Source organism: Citricoccus sp. SGAir0253 (assembly GCF_005877055.1).
In the GTDB taxonomy this organism is placed as follows: Bacteria; Actinomycetota; Actinomycetes; order Actinomycetales; family Micrococcaceae; genus Citricoccus.
In genome coordinates this window covers 310,801-327,999 of the sequence record NZ_CP039424.1, presented here as the reverse complement: position 1 = coordinate 327,999, position 17,199 = coordinate 310,801, and the positions used below count along the sequence as shown (strand labels likewise).

Annotated in this window: 12 protein-coding genes; 6 read left to right on the top strand and 6 right to left on the bottom strand. The window is 73.2% G+C overall.

What is annotated here, in order from left to right; genetic code table 11:
* Nucleotides 1–50: 50 nt before the first annotated feature.
* On the top strand, nucleotides 51–488 hold the full coding sequence (locus E7744_RS01495; protein WP_137772590.1) for a hypothetical protein: 438 nt from the start codon (nucleotides 51–53) through the stop codon (nucleotides 486–488).
* Here E7744_RS01495 and E7744_RS01490 read toward each other — a convergent pair.
* The 3 genes from E7744_RS01490 to E7744_RS01480 form a co-directional block, all read right to left on the bottom strand.
* The gene (locus tag E7744_RS01490) at nucleotides 485–2,461 is read right to left on the bottom strand and encodes an amino acid transporter (protein ID WP_137772589.1); all 1,977 of its coding nucleotides are present in this window, start codon (nucleotides 2,459–2,461) and stop codon (nucleotides 485–487) included. The two genes, E7744_RS01495 and E7744_RS01490, sit on opposite strands and share 4 nt — an antisense overlap.
* 154 nt (nucleotides 2,462–2,615) lie before the next feature.
* Entirely contained in the window at nucleotides 2,616–4,082 is a 1,467-nt protein-coding gene (locus E7744_RS01485; RefSeq protein WP_137772588.1) for a class I SAM-dependent RNA methyltransferase, read from the bottom strand.
* Nucleotide 4,083: 1 nt separating this feature from the next.
* The gene (locus tag E7744_RS01480; RefSeq protein WP_137772587.1) at nucleotides 4,084–4,437 is read right to left on the bottom strand and encodes a hypothetical protein; all 354 of its coding nucleotides are present in this window, start codon (nucleotides 4,435–4,437) and stop codon (nucleotides 4,084–4,086) included.
* A 490-nt stretch (nucleotides 4,438–4,927) separates the two neighbouring features.
* Between E7744_RS01480 and E7744_RS01475 the strand changes: the two genes are divergently transcribed.
* Complete coding sequence (locus E7744_RS01475) at nucleotides 4,928–7,306, top strand: DUF1989 domain-containing protein (RefSeq protein ID WP_137772586.1); 2,379 nt, start codon at nucleotides 4,928–4,930, stop codon at nucleotides 7,304–7,306.
* A gap of 75 nt (nucleotides 7,307–7,381) precedes the next feature.
* Here the strand turns inward: E7744_RS01475 and E7744_RS01470 are convergent, their stop codons facing one another.
* Entirely contained in the window at nucleotides 7,382–8,857 is a 1,476-nt protein-coding gene (locus E7744_RS01470) for an aldehyde dehydrogenase family protein (protein ID WP_137772585.1), read from the bottom strand.
* Between the two features lie 138 nt (nucleotides 8,858–8,995).
* Here E7744_RS01470 and purB point away from each other — a divergent pair, with 138 nt between their 5' ends.
* From purB to E7744_RS01450, 4 genes are all read left to right on the top strand, one after another.
* Nucleotides 8,996–10,450, top strand: a complete 1,455-nt coding sequence (gene purB, locus E7744_RS01465; RefSeq protein ID WP_137772584.1) for an adenylosuccinate lyase — start codon at nucleotides 8,996–8,998, stop codon at nucleotides 10,448–10,450.
* A gap of 29 nt (nucleotides 10,451–10,479) precedes the next feature.
* Nucleotides 10,480–11,217, top strand: coding sequence for a trimeric intracellular cation channel family protein (locus E7744_RS01460; protein WP_137772583.1), 738 nt, complete (start codon nucleotides 10,480–10,482; stop codon nucleotides 11,215–11,217).
* A 131-nt stretch (nucleotides 11,218–11,348) separates the two neighbouring features.
* Nucleotides 11,349–12,209: a methylenetetrahydrofolate reductase gene (locus E7744_RS01455; RefSeq protein WP_137774776.1), complete on the top strand. Its 861-nt coding sequence runs from the start codon at nucleotides 11,349–11,351 to the stop codon at nucleotides 12,207–12,209.
* Nucleotides 12,210–12,719: 510 nt separating this feature from the next.
* The gene (locus E7744_RS01450) at nucleotides 12,720–13,496 is read left to right on the top strand and encodes a winged helix-turn-helix domain-containing protein (RefSeq protein ID WP_246858503.1); all 777 of its coding nucleotides are present in this window, start codon (nucleotides 12,720–12,722) and stop codon (nucleotides 13,494–13,496) included.
* A 139-nt stretch (nucleotides 13,497–13,635) separates the two neighbouring features.
* On the opposite strand, the gene E7744_RS01445 is transcribed toward E7744_RS01450, so the two are convergent.
* Nucleotides 13,636–14,808 (bottom strand): hypothetical protein, encoded by a 1,173-nt coding sequence (locus tag E7744_RS01445; RefSeq protein ID WP_137772581.1) that lies wholly within the window; start codon nucleotides 14,806–14,808, stop codon nucleotides 13,636–13,638.
* Between the two features lie 376 nt (nucleotides 14,809–15,184).
* Nucleotides 15,185–16,615: an aminomethyltransferase family protein gene (locus E7744_RS01440; RefSeq protein WP_137772580.1), complete on the bottom strand. Its 1,431-nt coding sequence runs from the start codon at nucleotides 16,613–16,615 to the stop codon at nucleotides 15,185–15,187.
* Nucleotides 16,616–17,199 lie beyond the last annotated feature (584 nt).

The window sequence follows — 17,199 nt, the reverse complement described above, 5'->3', positions numbered from 1 at the left end:
CACCGCGCGCGCCCGGGTCGCGCCCGACGGCGGCGCGGCCCCGGACCGCGGTGAGGGCCACCTCGGCGGCGGTCGGGCTCGTGGCGGCCTCCGTGCCGCTGCACGCGGCCATGCTGGCCGGGCACGGCCACGGGCCGGTGCTGACTACGGTGATGGCGGCCATGGTGCTGTGGTGCCTGTGGTGCGCGGCCGGCACGGCCCGCGCGATCCTCCGGCCCGCCGCCGGCGTGACCCCCGCGTGCCACGGGCGGTCCCTGCGGCACCTGTGGGCGATGGCCCTGGCCATGGTGATGCTGCACGTCGTGCTGCTGACCGGCTTCCCGTTCTTCCCCGGAGGCCACCGGCACGGCGGCGCGTCCGCCGCCGTCTCGGGGACCGCCGCGGGACCGGACGCGGGCGGAGGACTGATGCTGGCCGTCGTCGGGCTCGAGCTGGCGGTCTGCTTCGCGTGCGCCGTGGCCCTGCGCGCCGGCCGCCGGGGGACCTAGCCGACGTGCACCCAGGGCCGGCGGGTGACGTCCGGCTCGGCGCGGCGCAGGACCTCCCGGGTCACCGGGGCGATCTCCCCCGCGCCGAAGAGGAGGAAGCGCACGAGGTTGGACACGGGGTCGCCCTCCGTCCAGCGGAAGTAGACGTGGGGCATCAGCCCGGTCACGTCCCGGATGTGCAGCAGGACCGCGGCGATCGCGTTGGGCACGGCCGGCCCGTGCACCTCCAGCACCCGGAACTCGCCCCGGGCCACCCCGCGGACGGTCAGCTCGGTCTCGAACTCCGAGGAGTCCTCCACGACGACCTCCAGGAAGAGCACCTCCTGCTCGCCGGGCAGCCGGTAGACCGTGCGGGCGGCCTCGAGCTTCTTGCGGTAGGCGGCCTCGTCCAGCCGCTGGGGCTCATGGGCGATGATCGCCAGCGGATCGCCGTCCACGGCGTCGAGGAACTCCACCGCGGTGGCATCGAGATGGACCCGGGTGGCGTGCAGCTCGAAGGAGCGCCGCGCCCGCGAGGCGAAGGACACCACCACGATGCCCAGGATGAACACGGCGGCCACGCGCAGGCCCTCCGGGCGCTCGATGACGTTCGTGACGGTCGTGTAGACGAACACCGCCGCGATCGCCCCGAAGCCGAGCATCGAGCGCCACTGGCGCCGGGTCCGGGCGGAGAGCGTGACGGCCACGGCCGCGGAGGTGATCAGCATCAGCACCCCGGTGGCGTAGGCGCCGCCCTGGGCGTCCACCTCCGCCCGGAAGGCGAGGGTGACCACGACGGCGACCGCCACCAGCACGAGGACCAGCGGCCGCGAGGCGCGGGCCCACTGCGGGGCCATGCCGTACCGGGGCAGGTAGCGCGGCACGAGGTTCAGCAGCCCGGCCATGGCCGAGGCCCCCGCGAACCACAGGATCGTGATGGTGCTCGCGTCGTAGACCGTGCCGAAGCCCTCGCCGAGGTGCTGGTGGGCGAGGTAGGCGAGGGCCCGCCCGTTGGCCTCCCCTCCGGGCGCGAACTCGGCGGCGGGGATGAGCACCACCGTGACGAAGCTCGAGGTCAGCAGCAGGACGCTCATGATCCCCGCTGCGGTGGCCAGCAGCCGGCGCGTGCCCCGGATCCGCCCCTCCGGCCGGGCCTCCGTGTCCTCGTCCCCGCCGCGCACCTGCGGCATCACCGCCACCCCGGTCTCGAAGCCGGACAGCCCCAGCGCCAGCTTCGGGAAGACCAGGAGGGCCACGGCCACCGCCAGGGCCGGGTTGCCGTGGGAGCCGGACAGGGTCCCCCACCAGTCGGCGAGCGCCACGGGGTGCGACAGCGCCACGGCCAGGCACTCCACGATCAGCACGGCGTTGAGTCCCAGGTAGACGGCCACCACGAGCACGGCCACGCCGATCACCTCGTGGAAGCCGCGCAGGAAGACCACCCCCAGCGCCCCGAGCAGCGCGAGGGTGATGCCCACCTGGTGCCCCTCGAGCCAGTCCGGGGCCAGCGGGTTCTCGATCAGGTGGGCGGTGGCGTCGGCGGCCGAGAGGGTCATGGTGATGATGAAACTGGTGGCCGCGAACCCCAGCAGGGCCAGCACGAACAGCTTGCCGCGCCACCGGGGCAGCAGCCCCTCCAGCATGGCGATGGACCCGGACCCGTGCGGGCTCTCGGCGGCCACCCGGCGGTAGACGGGCAGCGCACCGAACAGGGTGACGAGGACCAGCACGAGGGTGGCCAGCGGGGACAGCGCCCCGACCGCCAGCGCCGCGATGGCCGGCTGGTAGCCGAGGGTGGAGAAGTAGTCCACGCCGGTCAGGCACATCACCTGCCACCACGGATGCCGCCGGTCCTGCCGGGCCGGTACCCCGAACGGCCCGCGGCGCACGGCCCGCGTCCCCGGCAGGTCGTGCAGGAGCCACTGGCGCAACCGGGCCCGCCGGGAGGGGCGCGGGCCCCGGAACTCCTCCGGAGGCCGGCTCAGGGTGGTCATCGCGCCTTCCTCCGCACTCGGGACGCATCACTCGGACGAGCCGAGAGTACTCCAGCGCACCGGTCCTGCAACCCTCCGGCGGGCGGCCGCACCGCCGGCCCGCACCGGCACCCTCCTCCGCCGTCCCCCGGCGCCGTCCGCGCGTCCGCCGACGTCAGCGGCGGGTGAACCGGCAGACGGCCACCATGCGGTGGGTGTTCGGGTGCAGGTCGTGGACCTCCACGGCGTCCAGCCGCCAGCCCAGCTCCGCCAGGTGGCGGGTGTCGTGGGCGAGGGAGACCGGATTCGCGGAGACGTAGACGATCCGCCCGGGCCCCAGCCGGTGCACGCGGCCCAGGACGGCGGGCCCGGCCCCCGCGTGCGGCGGCCCCAGCACGACGGCGTCCAGCCGCCGTCCGCCGAGGCCTCCCGCGGCGGGCGGGAGGCCGGGCTCGTGCAGCCACCCGGCGGTCGCGCGCTCGGCCGTGTCGTGGAGCACGGCGACCTGGGGCAGGTCGCGCAGGTTCTGGCGGGCGTCCTGGCTGGCCCGGGCCGCCGCCTCCACGGCGAGCACCGCCCCCTGCGGCCCCACGGCCTCGGCCAGGAACGCCGAGAACAGGCCCGCGCCGGCGTACAGGTCCGCCACCACGTGCCCCGGCCGCGGGTCGGCGGCGGCCATCACGGACTCCACCAGGACCGCCGGGGCGTCACGGTGCGGGTGCCAGAAGGCGTCCCCGGAGACCCGGAAGGCCCGGGTCCCGTACCGCCCGGAGGACACCCGCTCCGGCAACCAGTCCTCCCCGCGCAGCCCGATCAGCTCGGCCTCGCCGCCCGGCTGCCGGGGCGGCAGGGCGACCACCGCCGAGACGTGGTCGGGCAGTCCGGAGAGCTGGCCCCGCCAGCCGTGCAGCCGGGACTGCAGCGCGCCCATCGACGCGGCGACCTGGGGCGTGGCGAGGACCCGGACCATCGCCTCCCGGGTGTGGCCGGACAGGGCCACCTCCACGCCCGAGGCCCCGGAGAAGTCGAGGTCCCACAGCGGCAGCTCGCCCAGGGCCGGCAGCGCCGGCGGGGCGTTGCGCACGGGCACGGTGACCGGGCTGCGGTGGACGGGCAGGGACAGCCGCCCGGACGGCGAGACCCGGAACTGGTGCCGGGTGCTCCAGTGCAGGCCCGCGGGCTCGTCGTCCCGCCGGCCGAGGACGTGGATGTCCAGCTCGTCCGGGCGCACGCGGCCGATCCGGGTCATGGTGTCCCGGAAGACCTGGGCCTTGAGCCGGCGCTGGTGGTCCATGACGATGTGGCCGTACTCGGCCCCGGCCACGGGCCGGCGGCCGATGCGGTAGGCCCGCAGGGAGTCGGCCAGCTTCCACGGGTGGGCCCGCCGGTGCTCCGAGGCCCGGACCACCTGCACGGTGTCCGCCCACCACGGGCGCACCGACGGCCCGGCGTCGGTCACCTGCGCCACGACCCGCTCGCCGGGGATCGCGTGCCGGACGAACACCACCCGCCCCAGGTGGTGGGCCACGCAGTAGCCCCCGTGGACCATCTGGCCGACGTCGAGGACCAGCAGGACCGGTTCCGGGACGACGGCGTCCTCGGCGACCTCGCGCTGTCCCATCGAGGGCATGGTGCCGGTCACGTCACCCTGCCATCCCGTGGGCCGGCACCGCCGCGAGGTCCTCGCCGTGCCAGGGCGGGGCGGGCGCCTGGATGCGCACGGCCGGCAGGGCCTTCGCGGCGTCCCGGCCGAGGATCCGGCGCGCCTCCTCGTGCGCCGAGGCGTGGGCCTCCAGGGCCATCAGGGCCGCCGGCTCGAGCGTCTCGACGGCCCGCAGGTCCACGATGATGCCCGGACACCCGTCGAGGGCCATCGACCGCACGAGCACCCGGAGCAGCGCCCCGACGGTGACCACGGTGAGGCACCCCGTCACCTCCAGTTCGATCGGCCCGGGCAGCAGCTCGGCCCGCAGGCCGATGCGCAGCGCATGCTCCACGACTCCCCCTCCCCCGGAGGCGCGGTCCCTGGCGTCCCGACGCCGGCCCGTCCCCCGTCCACCGCCCCGCGGGGCGGTCCCGCGGGAGGGCCGGATCGACGCGGGAGGAACGTGGCTGGGATACCCCGCGACGACCCGTGGCCCCTCCCTGACCGTAGGCAGGGGTCCGGGCCGGGAGGCACCCGGGGCCGTACCCCATTTCCACGGTCCCGGGAGGCCGGGAGGGCGGCGGACCGGCCCGCGGAGCCCGCCCCGCTCCCTCCACGCCCACGTCAGGCGGCTGGGAACAGGACGAGTGTTGACAGCTGAGCGCGGGCGGGGTTATGCCCGCGCCGGAGGGGCCAGGACGGGGTGACGGCGGTGATCGGCCAAGGGCCTCCCCACCGGCCGCGATGTGGGGTACGTTACGGCCAAGGCCCCGGGGCGACCGGCGGCGGCACGACGACACCCCCGACTGGCGATCACGGGGATCGCCTGAGGAGCAGCTCCCATGACCGCACCCCTGCACCTGCCGTCCCCACCCTTGGACCCGGCCCGGCCGCGGCTGATCCAGCCGGGTCTCCTCTCCACCGTCCCGGGGCACGAGCGCTACTGGGTGCGGCCCGGCGGCGTGACCGCCCTGGACCTCGCCCCGGGGGACGAGCTCACCGTGGTGGACCGGTTCGGCGCCCAGCACGCGGAGGTGACCGTCCTCGGGACGGGACGGGAGGACGGCGAGGCCCTGGGCCTGCGGGCGGACGCGCCCGCCAGCGTCCTGGCCGGGCTCGAGGAGGAGGCCGCCCGCGCACAGGACGGGGCCGCCGTCGTGCTCCGCGCCCTGGCGGCCCGCGGCCTGCGCCCGGACGCGGTGCGCGCGGCGCGGCTGTTCGGCGACTGGTCGCCGGCCGGGTCCCGGGAGACGTTCACCGCCCAGCGGCACCTGACGGCCGTCGTCGCCGCCCCCACGTGGGCGATGTCCCCGGAGGAGCAGAACCCGCCCTCGGACCTGATGGTGGAGGTGCAGCGGGCGAACCCCCGCTCGCGGCGCGGGATCGAGGTGCCCCCGCCGCTGGCCGAGCCCATCCTGGACGTGCGCGTGGACCGGGCCACGGCGTTCGCGTACGAGGTGAAGGCGGGCGACTACATCCAGGTCATCGACGTCGAGGGCCGGCAGTGCTCGGACTTCCTGGCCTTCGACGCCCGCGCGCTGCAGGAGGGCCGGGTGCTCGGGCTGGACGCGAACACCACCAGCCACATCGAGGGCCACTCCTGCCCGCAGCCGGGGCTGTGCGGGAAGTTCTACGACCAGGACATGGACCCGCTCGTGGAGATCATCCGGGACACGGTCGGCCGCCACGACACCTTCACCCTGGCCTGCAACGCCAAGTACTACGAGGACTTCGGCTACCCGGGGCACGTGAACTGCACGGACAACTTCAACGGCGCGCTCGCACGGTACGGGGTGGCGCCCCGCAAGGGCTGGGCCGCACTGAACCTGTTCTACAACACCATGTTCGACGAGCACCACGTGCTCGTGTTCGACGAGCCGTGGTCCCGGCCCGGGGACTACGTGATGATGCAGGCCCAGCGGGACCTCGTCTGCGCGTCCTCCGCCTGCCCGGACGACATCGACCCCTCGAACGGGTGGGTCCCCACGGACGTGCACCTGCGGGTGTACCCGGCGGAACGGAGGTTCTCCGTGGCCATCTCCCGTCGCGTCACCCCCGACGCCGAGCCCACCCTCACCCGGCAGACGGGGTTCCATCCCCGGACCAGCGCGCTGACGCGCCAGTTCACCGAGTACCGGAACTTCTGGCTGCCCACCCACTACGACGCCCACGGGCCCATCGCGGAGTACTGGGCGTGCCGGGAGAGGGTGGCCGTCATGGACCTCTCCGCGCTGCGCAAGGTCGAGGTGCTGGGCCCGGACGCGGAGGCGCTGCTGCAGTACGCGGCGACCCGGAACATCCGCAGGCTCTCCGAGGGCCAGGTCGTCTACACGGCGATCTGCAACGACACCGGCGGGATGATCGACGACGCCACCGTCTTCCGGCTGGGCGACAACAACTTCCGGGTGGTTCCCGGGGACGACTACACGGGCGAGTGGCTGCGCGAGGTGGCCGCCGCCCGCGGCCTGGACCGCGTCTGGGTCAAGGACTCCACCGACCAGCTGCACAACGTGGCCGTCCAGGGCCCGGCGAGCCGGGAGGTCCTGCGCGACCTGGTCTGGACGCCCCCGCACCGCACCCCGGTGGGGGAGCTCGGCTGGTTCCGCTTCACCATCGGCCGGATCGGCGACCACCGGGGCACCCCGGTCGTCGTCTCCCGCACCGGGTACTCCGGCGAGCTCGGCTACGAGCTGTTCTGCCACCCGGACCACGCCCCGGCGGTGTGGGACGCCGTGTGGGAGGCCGGGCGGCCGCACGGGCTGGCCCCGCTCGGGCTGGAGGCGCTGGACATGCTCCGGATCGAGTCCGGGCTCGTGTTCGCCGGGTACGACTTCGACGACCAGGTGGACCCCTTCGAGGCCGGGATCGGCTTCACCGTCCCGCTGAAGACCAAGGAGGACGACTTCTCCGGCCGCGAGGCGCTGCTGACCCGGAAGGCGTACCCGCAGCGGATCCTGGTGGGCCTCGAGCTCGAGGGGAACGAGCCCGCCGGCCACGGCGACCCGGTGCACGTGGGCCGGTTCCGGGTCGGCGTGGTCACCAGCGCCACGCGCTCCCCCGTCCTGCGCAAGAACATCGCCCTGTGCCGCATGGCGGTGGAGCACGCCGGCCCGGGGACCGCCGTGGAGGTCGGCAAGCTGGACGGGCACCAGAAGCGCATCCCGGCCACCGTGGTGCCCCTGCCGTTCTACGACCCGGAGAAGCTCCGGCCGCGCTCCTGACGGGCGCGCCCGGGGCCGGGCACGACGGCGGCGCCGCACCGCGAGGGTGCGACGCCGCCGTCGATCGGATCCGGGTCAGAGGCGGGTGACGCCGATGGTGTGGGCGGTGGTGAACTCCTCGATGGCCCACTCGCCGTTGAACCGGCCCAGCCCGGAGTTGCGTTCCCCGCCGAAGGCCACGTGCGCCTCGTCCTGGACGGTCATCTCGTTGACGAAGGTCATCCCGGCCTTGACCCGCTGGGCGAACCGCACCCCGCGGTCCAGGTCCTGGGTGAACACCGCCGAGGAGAGCCCGTAGACGTGGTCGTTGGCCAACTCCAGGGCGTGCTCCTCGTCCTCGGCCTTGAGGATGGCGACCATGGGCCCGAAGATCTCCTCCCGGGCGATCTCCATGTCCGGCGTGACGTCGGCGAACACGTGCGGGGGCACCACGCGGCCGGCGATCTCCCCGGAGACGGCCACCGTCGCCCCGGCGTCCTTGGCCCCGGCGATCTTCTTCTTCAACCCTTCGAGCTGGGAGTCGTTGACCACGGGGCCGACCAGGGTGCCCTCCGCCGAGGGGTCCCCGAACGGCACGGCGGAGGCGGCGGCGGTGAACTTGGCCAGGAACTCGTCGTAGACCGGGGCCTGGACGATGATCCGGTTCACGGACATGCAGATCTGCCCGGAGTGCAGGAACGCCCCGGGCACGGCCTGCCCGACGGCGGCGTCCACGTCGGCGTCGTCCAGCACCACCAGCGGGGCGTTGCCGCCCAGCTCCAGGGACACCTTCTTCAGGTGCTCCCCGCCGGTGGCCACGGTGCCCACCTGCTGGCCCACCGGGGTGGACCCGGTGAAGGAGATCAGCCGCGGCACCGGGTGGGCCACGAACGCGTCCCCGATCTCCGAGCCGGCCCCCACCACCACGGACAGCACCCCGGCCGGCAGCCCGGCCTCCTCGAAGATCCGGGCGATCAGCAGGCCCCCGGTGACCGGGGTGTCGCTGGCCGGCTTGATCACCACGGCGTTGCCCAGGGCCAGGGCCGGGGCCACCGAGCGCTGGGACAGGTGCAGCGGGAAGTTCCACGGGCTGATCACCCCGACCACGCCCACCGGGGTGCGGTAGACCCGCATCTCCCGGTCCGGGGTGTTCGAGGGATGGATCGTGCCGTGCACCCGGGTGGGGAACGAGGCCGCCTCATGGGTGATCCCGATGGCCAGGGACACCTCGGTGTTGGCCTTGATCACCGTGGACCCGGACTCCTTGACCAGCCACTGGACGATCTCCTGGCGGCGGTCCTCCAGCAGCTGCGCGGCCTTGAGCATCACCTCCCGGCGCTTGACCGGGGCCAGCCCGGCCCACTCGGCCTGGGCGGCCTGCGCCGCCCGGTAGGCCTCGTCCAGGTCCTCGGCCGAGGCCTGGCGGATCTCGGCCACCACCTGGTCGTCGAACGGGTTGGTGTCCGTGTTCACCCGCTCCGACCGGCCCTCCCGCCAGGAACCGGCGATGAACTGCACGTTCATGGGCTGCCCGGCGAACGTGGCGGCGGTGGTCTCTGCGGTCGCAGTCATGATGGTCTCTCTCCTTCAGGAAGGGTGGCGCCGCGGGGACGGCGGCACCATCTTCGATGGTCCCTCACGGCATAGGGGTTGCGGAAGGGGCTTCGCGAACAGCGGAGGACGGCTCCCCGGGGTGGAAGAATGGTGGCCATGCCTGACTCCCCCGCGCCGCAGTCCCCGCAGTCCGCCACGACCGCCGCCGCCCCGGCGCCGGCCCGCCAGTCCCTCGCCGAGGCCGGCATCCCGCTGGGCCCGCTCGACGGACGCTACAGGGCCGCCGTCGCGCCCCTGGCGGACCACCTCTCGGAGGCCGCGCTGAACCGGAACCGGCTGCACGTGGAGGTCGAGTGGTTCATCCACCTCTCCCGCCGCCAGGTCCTGCCCGGGCTGGCCGCGCTCACCGCCGAGCAGGAGAACGGCCTGCGCGCGATCGTCACGGACTTCGGCCCCGAGGGCGTGGCGGAACTGGCCGAGATCGAGGCCGTGACCGTGCACGACGTCAAGGCGGTGGAGTACTACATCGGCCGGCGCCTGGAGGGCCTGGGGCTGGGCCACCTCAAGCCGCTGGTGCACTTCGCGTGCACCTCGGAGGACATCAACAACCTCTCCTACGCCGTGGGCGTGCGGGACGCGGTCGTGGACGTGTGGCTGCCGGCCGCCCGCGCCGCCGTCGGGACCCTGCGGGAGCTGGCCGCGAGCGCGGCGGGGATCCCCATGCTCTCCCGCACCCACGGCCAGCCGGCCACGCCCACCACGCTGGGCAAGGAGATCGCGGTGTTCGTGTTCCGGCTCGAGCGCCAGCTCGCCCGGATCGAGCGCCAGGAGTACCTGGGCAAGATCAACGGCGCCACCGGCACCTACGCCGCGCACCTGTCCGCGGCGCCGGACGCCGACTGGCCGGAGGTCTCCCGCACGTTCGTGGAGCACCTGGGGCTGACGTGGAACCCGCTGACCACGCAGATCGAGTCCCATGACTGGCAGGCGGAGCTGTACGCGGACGTCGCCCGGTTCAACCGCATCCTGCACGGGTTCTGCGTGGACGTGTGGAGCTACATCTCCATCGGCTACTTCGCGCAGATCCCGGTGGCCGGCGCCACCGGCTCCTCGACCATGCCGCACAAGGTCAACCCGATCCGCTTCGAGAACGCCGAGGCCAACCTCGAGCTGTCCAACGCCCTGCTGGACTCCCTCGGCGCCACCCTCGTGGAGTCCCGATGGCAGCGCGACCTGACCGACTCCACCTCGCAGCGCAACATCGGCGTGGCCCTGGGCCACTCGGTGCTGGCCCTGTCCAACGTCACCAAGGGCATGAAGCAGCTCAAGGTCGCGGAGCCCGTGTTGGAGGGAGACCTGGACGCGAACTGGGAGGTCCTCGGCGAGGCCGTGCAGACCGTCATGCGCGCGCAGGCGATCGCCGGCGTGGAGGGCATGGACGACCCCTACGAGCGGCTCAAGGAGCTCACCCGCGGCCACCGCGTGGACGGGGCGCGGATGCGCGAGTTCGTGGCGGGGCTGGGCCTGGAGCCCGACGCCGAGGCGCGCCTGATGGCGCTCACCCCCGCCTCCTACACCGGGCTGGCCGAGGAGCTGGCGCGGGGCGTCTGAGCGACAGGTCCGGACCCGAGGAGGCCTGAGTGATCACCCTGTCCCTGTGGTCACTGTGGCGGGCGGCGAGCCCCTCGCCGGAGTTGCCCACGCCCTCGAACGAGCTCGGCCCGGTGGTCCAGCAGCTGGAGGACGCCCTGCCGACGGCACTGCTGGTCCTGGACCTGCTGGGCGTGTTCTTCTTCGCGGTCTCGGGCTCGCTGCTCGCCGCGCGGCGGCACTTCGACATCGTCGGCTCGCTGTTCCTGGCCTTCCTCGCCGGGCTCGGCGGGGGCGTGGTGCGGGACCTGATCATCAACCAGTCCGTGCCCAACGCGTTCTCCAACCCGCTGTACCTGATCCCGCCGACGCTCGCCGCCGCCGTGGTCTACGCCCGGATGGTGCGGCACGACCGCATGCGCCGGACGCTGCTCGTGTTCGACGCCGCGGGGCTGGCCCTGTTCTGCGTCACCGGCGCGCGGACCGCGCTGGCGGCGGGCATCACCCCGGTCATGGCCGTGCTCCTGGGGATGAGCACGGCCGTGGTGGGCGGGCTGCTGCGGGACGTGGTGGCCAACGAGGTGCCGGAGATCTTCAACCCGCGGGGCCTGTATGCGGTGCCGGCCCTGTTCGGCGCCGGGCTCACCTCCCTGCTGTGGTGGCTGGGGTGGTTCAACGTGCTCACCGCCGGGCTCGTCATGGTGGCCGTGTTCACCTTCCGCTTGGTGTCCCTGCGCAAGCGGTGGATGGCGCCGTACGCGGACCGGGGGCTCAACCCCGGGCGATGACCGCTGGGGATCACCCCTATACCTATCGGGATAGTTATATTAGTCTCGTGCTCGGCAGTGTGACCGAGACCACGCGCGCCTGCTCCGGCCGCCGCCGGCAGGCCGCCCTCCCGACCCCCGAGGACCATGCGATGAACACGACCCCCGCCACCGGCCGCCAGACCGTCATGACCGAGCCCTCGCTGGAGATGACCGGCAAGGACAAGGACATCGAGTCCCTGCGCGAGGCCGCCCCCGCCATCCCGCAGGGCACCCGCATCAACGTGACCTTCCTCGGCAACGAGGACCTGTCCATGCGCGTGAAGGCCTCCACGGCCGCCCGCGACCTCGGCTTCGTGCCCGTCCCCCACATCTCGGCCCGCCGGCTCACCTCCCGCGCGGAGCTCGAGGAGTTCCTCACCGCCCTGCGCGAGCAGGTGGGCGCCACGCACGCCTTCTCCGTGGGCGGGGACCCGTCCGAGCCGATGGGCCCCTACGCCTCCTCGCTGGACGTCATCCAGACGGGCCTGTTCAAGGACCATGGCTTCACCGACGTCTCGATCGCCGGCTACCCCGAGGGCCACCCGGACATCTCCGAGGGCCAGCTGTGGGACGCCCTGGAGCGCAAGAACGCCTCGCTGAAGGAGCAGGGCCTCAACGGCACGATCCTCACGCAGTTCGGCTTCGACGTGGACCCGATCGTGCACTGGATCGAGGAGGTCCGCCGCCGTGGCGTGGACCTGCCGATCCGCGTGGGCGTGCCGGGACCGGCCGGCATCAAGCGGCTGCTGACGTACGCGAGCCGCTTCGGCGTCTCCACCTCGGCCGGCATCGCCAAGAAGTACGGCTTCTCCCTGACCAACCTCCTCGGCACCGCCGGGCCGGACAAGCTCATCACCGCCCTGGACCAGGCCATGACCCCTGCGCACGGGGACGTGAAGCTGCACTTCTACACCTTCGGCGGGATGCGGGCCACCGCCGAGTGGATCGCGGAGTACCAGCGCAAGCACTGATCCACCCCCGCCACCGGGCCCGGGCCGCCGAGGGGGGCCCGGGCCCGCCGCGCCCTTCGGGCGACCGCCAGGCACCACGGCCCGTCGCCCCGGGGCACCCACAGGCGCCCGGGCCCGTCCCGCGCCCGGGGGCCCAGGCAGGCACCGGCGGGTCACGAGGGTTCACGGGAGGTCACGAAAGGTCACGGGGTCAGCATTCCCCTGTCCCCACCCCGGTAAACCCCTAGCCCGCGACGCCCATTCATACGCAGGCGGTATGGCATTGATCCGCCTGACAACTGGGTTAGCGAGTGTGACTTAACTTACTTGCGGGGCACCTCCGGGATTCCGGATTCTGGAACGCAGAAACCGTGACCCGGACAACACCCCTCGGGCCGGGCCAGTCCGGCGATCCCGCCGGCGGTCCGTCCGAGCCGGCTCCCGTGTGGGCCGTCGACGGCGGACACGATCGTGAACCGATCGGCTCCCTCGGCCTCGGCCCCCATGGGAGGCGACCCAAGGACCCTCCGCATGACCGCCATCCCCCAGCGCCGCACCTCGCTCCCCTACTCCGGCCCCCGTCGCCTGGACCGGAGCCGCCCCCACCGCACGAGCGCCCTGCAGGCCGTCCCGATGCAGGCCCGCCCAGCGCTCGCCGCGGTCCCAGACCCCACCCTCCGGCCCGCCCCGCAGGTCGAGGCCCGCGGCTTCGTGCTCCACGTCGGCATGACCGAGGCGGCGGCCTCGGCCGCGGGGACCAGCCTGGCCCGGCTGGCCACGGAGCTGCGCCGCCACGTCGAGGCCGTGGTCCCGGGCGCGGAGGTTGCCGCCGCCGTCGCGATCGTGCCGAGCGGCACGCCCGGTGCGGACGTGGACGTCGTGCGCCGGGCGCTGGGCGACCCCACCGCCCCGCCCGGGCTCCGCGCCGAACTGGTGCAGGCCCAGGCGCCCTCCCCCGCCCCGGAGCCCGAACGCCCCCCGGCCGTCCCGGGGATCCTCATCGACCTGCCGCGCCGCGAGGTGCGGCTGGACGGGGAGCGGGTGCGGCTGACCCACAAGGAGTTCGAGCTGCTCAACGTCCTCGTGGAGAACAGCGGACGGATCATCGGCCGGGACGAGCTGCTCGAGACGCTGTGGAAGGACGCCCACGAGGTGCCGAACGAGCGGACCATCGACGTGCACGTCCGCCGGCTGCGCACCAAGCTGGGCCGCCTGGCCGGCACCGTGCGCACGGAGCGCGGCCACGGGTACCGCTTCACGGAGCACCCCGACGTCGCCTTCTGGCCGGCCCCGGAGTACTGCATCTAGGGGATGCGGAGCGGAGTCCGGACGGCGACCCGCGTGGGCGCAGACCTCGAATCATCATGGGAGGGACGATCCAGGGCGGCGATCCGCGGGGAGATGTCCATCCTGGCCTGAATGCCCTGGACCTCCGGCTGCCCTGTAGTCAGTCCCGTGCCCCTGCTCCCGCCCCTGCCCGCTCCCTCACAGGTCGGCGCGTGGCTCGGGGCACCCCGGCCCGCACCAGCTTCGCCTCCAGCAGGGCGGGGCGCCTGAGGTCCTCGGCGAGCCAACGGACCATCGTCAGCCCCTGGTCGCAGATGGCGTCCTCGCGGCGCCTCTCCCGGGCGATGACCTGTTCCGGAGGCAGGCCGGAGTAGCTGCGCCGCCCGAGGTACTTCCCCATTCCGTCGTACTCCCCGACGATGGCGGCCCCCCTCCACCAGAAGTCCGTGATGCCCAGCAGTCCCCCGTGGCCGTCATGGACCCGGTGCTGGGTCTCGGGAACCTCGAACCCCAGGTCGCGGATGACCGACCTGCTGACGGATTCCCCGGGCGACTCGGTGCCGGCGGTCGCGAACAGCGCCCGATTCCGGAAGCGGTCCGTCGCCGCGCCGGACGTGCACAGCCTTCCCACGGACAGCAGTTCCTCCAGTTCCCACGGTCTTGCAGCCGGGACGCCTGCCTTCCGGAGCCCGCTGGGCCTGCCGGCCAGCAAGGCGTCCAGGACCGCCGCGGCCTCGGCCGGCACCACGTGGGGAATCGTGTCCGCCAGCACGAGGTCGAGACGTTCGACCCGCAACCGGACGCCGCCCAGCACCAGCTCCACGGCATCATCCGCCGGCACGGTGCCGGCAGCGTCCCGGGCCCGCGGCCAGAGGCGGTGCCGCTCCGCGAAGGGGGCGTGCGTCGATCCGGCCGCGGGACGCGGTCGCCGCGTGCCCGATGATCCCACCCGGCCGGCCCGCACGCTGACCTCCCGCGGACACGACCAGACGCCGATCCCGTGGAGCACCAGAGCCGCCTCCCGGCAGAAGACGGCGGGACCCGAGCGCCGGGAGGCGGCGATGGCGAGCACCGTGGCCAGGTACCGGCTCAGGGGATAGGCCGAGTTCCACGCCGTGCGGTCCGCGTAGGCCCCGGGCCGCACGCGCACCAGGTCCCCCCGGTCCACGGCGCGGGACAACCGGCGGGGGTCCTGGGCCGGCGCTCCGCAGCGGTCGGAGAGGATCATCGGGATGGTCCAGGCCAGGAGGGTGCCGTCGTCCCGGAGCTCCACGGGGTGCCGTCCGTAGAGGCCCGCGCGTGGTGCCCTGCCCTCACGGCTCGGCGTCGTCATACGCCCAGCCCAGTCGATCGCGGCGGGGGACGAAGCTCCCCTTCCCCGTCGGTGTGGACGACGCGCCCGTCCACCCTCGGCGGCGACCCGGCACCGCCCCGGCGACGGCCCGGGGCGACCGCCAGGTCCACCATGCCCGGATGGACGGATCATGCCGGCACTCGGGAGGCATGTGTCCATCGGGGCATGATCCACCGCGCTGGGGTGGGGACGGGATGTCGGCCTGCGGTGCGGCGCCCGCGGTGCGCCCCGTGCCCGAGCTCGCCGGAGGGACCTCACCCCAGCACGACGCCGGCGCCCCCTCCCGCTGGGAGGAGGCGCCGCCGTCGTGCTGGGGGCGGGCCCGCCCGGGCAGCCCGGTGCGGGTCAGCCGATGTCAGCCCTTCGCACCGGCGGTGCGCCAGCCCTCGTGGTAGGACTCGCGGGCCACGGCCGAGTACGGCACCGGCGAGACGGTGACGTTGACCTCGGTCTGCTCGTGGGGCTCGACGGTGGTCTTCTTCGTGCCGCCGTCCTCCTCGCCCCAGACGACCTTCAGCCGGGCGCCCTCGGGCACGTCCGGGTTGATGGTCGCCAGGGACAGCCCCCGGCGCTCGTTGGCCGAGTAGCCGGTGAACATGGACAGGCCCACGACGTTGCCGTCGTCGTCGATCACCTTGTCGAAGTTCGAGGAGCCGTAGTTGGCCAGCGGCAGGTCGAAGTACTTGTAGGTCGGCCCGTCCAGGTCGTACAGCGAGCCCTGGATGCGCTTCAGGTCCTCGCCGTCCCAGGCCAGGGTGACCTTCTTGCGCTGGGCGGCCGGGTCGATCTTCTCGAGGGCCTCGCGGCCGATGAAGTCGTGGTCGAACTTCACGAAGTTGCCGTAGCCCAGCTCCCACGGGTTGAGGTAGTAGTCCTCGATGTCGTCCGAGACGAACGAGCCCGCCACGGCGTTGTTGGCCTCGTAGGAGTCGGCGCCGAGCCACTGGCGGTACTCGGCCAGCATGCCGTCACCGGTGTAGATGGCCGGCAGCGGGGACGGGATCCAGCCGGACTCGAGCGTGTTGGACGGGTAGGCCCGCGAGCCGACCGGGACGAGCCCGAACTCGGCGCCGGCCTCGAGGATGGTCTCCCGGATCCGGTCGTAGTCGGAGTACGGGCCCCAGATCTCCAGGCCCGGGGCGCCGGACATGCCGTGGCGCAGGGTGCGGACCTGGGTGCCGCCGATGTTCATCCAGTCCATGCTGAAGAACTTCAGCTGCTCCAGGCTCTCGCCGTGGAGCTTCTCGATGATCTCCCAGGCGCGCGGGCCCTGGATCTGGAAGCGGTAGTACTCGCGCTTGACCGGCTTGCCCATCGGGCGGGACGGGGAGCGGCGGTCCTCGACGATGTCCAGGTTCTTGTAGTCGCCGCGCTGGGCCTGGAAGAGCATCCAGTTGGTGACGGGGGCGCGGCCGACGTAGACGTACTCCTCCTCCTCCTGGCGGAAGAGGATGCCGTCACCGATGACGTGGCCCGCCGGCGTGGTGGGGACGTACTGCTTGGCCTTGTTGACCGGGAACTTGGCCACCGAGTTGATCGCGGTGTCCGAGATGAGCTTGATGGCGTCCGGACCGCGCAGGATCAGGTTGTCCATGTGGTGGGACTGGTCGAACAGCACGGCGCTCTCGCGCCAGGCGCGCTGCTCGGAGCGCCAGTTGGAGAACTCGGGGGCGACGACGGGGTAGATGTAGGCGCCGATCTGCGAGTTGCGCAGTCGGTCGACGACGTTGCCGGAGGCATCCAGAACGTCCTGCAGCGACTTGGCGTTGGCAACGGTCTCGGTCATCGGAGACGGTCCTTTCTCGGTTTTCTCCAGTGGAGTCTCGGGGGGCCCGACGTGAGCCACACCACAACGACTGGAACGACCATATACCTATGCCCATAGTGGTGTCGAGAGGCTGGACCCCCTTTTTCTCCGCGCCCATCCCGTCAGGACAATCGGGCGTTTCCCTTGTCTTGCGCCGCCTCTTTCCCGCCTGCTAGACCTGTCCTGACGGGGAACCGAGGCCCGAGTGGCCCGCTCGCAGCGATAGACCGGCTGGGGTGTCCACCCCAGTTCCCTGCGACGCCAGCGGTCCACGCGACCGACTCGCCTCCTCGTCCGAAGAGACACTGCTCCAGCGTGTTGCCACCGTCCCCGGTGGCAACGTCAGCAGGGCCATCGGCCGGAGACGGCCATGACCTCGTGAGGGCGAGGACAGTCCAGGCATGGCGCGGCTCGTCGCTCGCCCGACCCGAAAGGCGCAGCCCCCCCTGCGGACTGCGGCCGGGTGGCTCCCGGAGGCCGGAGAGGCCCTCCGGAGCGCACACGGACCGGCGAGAGCCGGATCTGCGATCTCCTGGTACGACTGCCTCCGGCGTCGCGCCGAA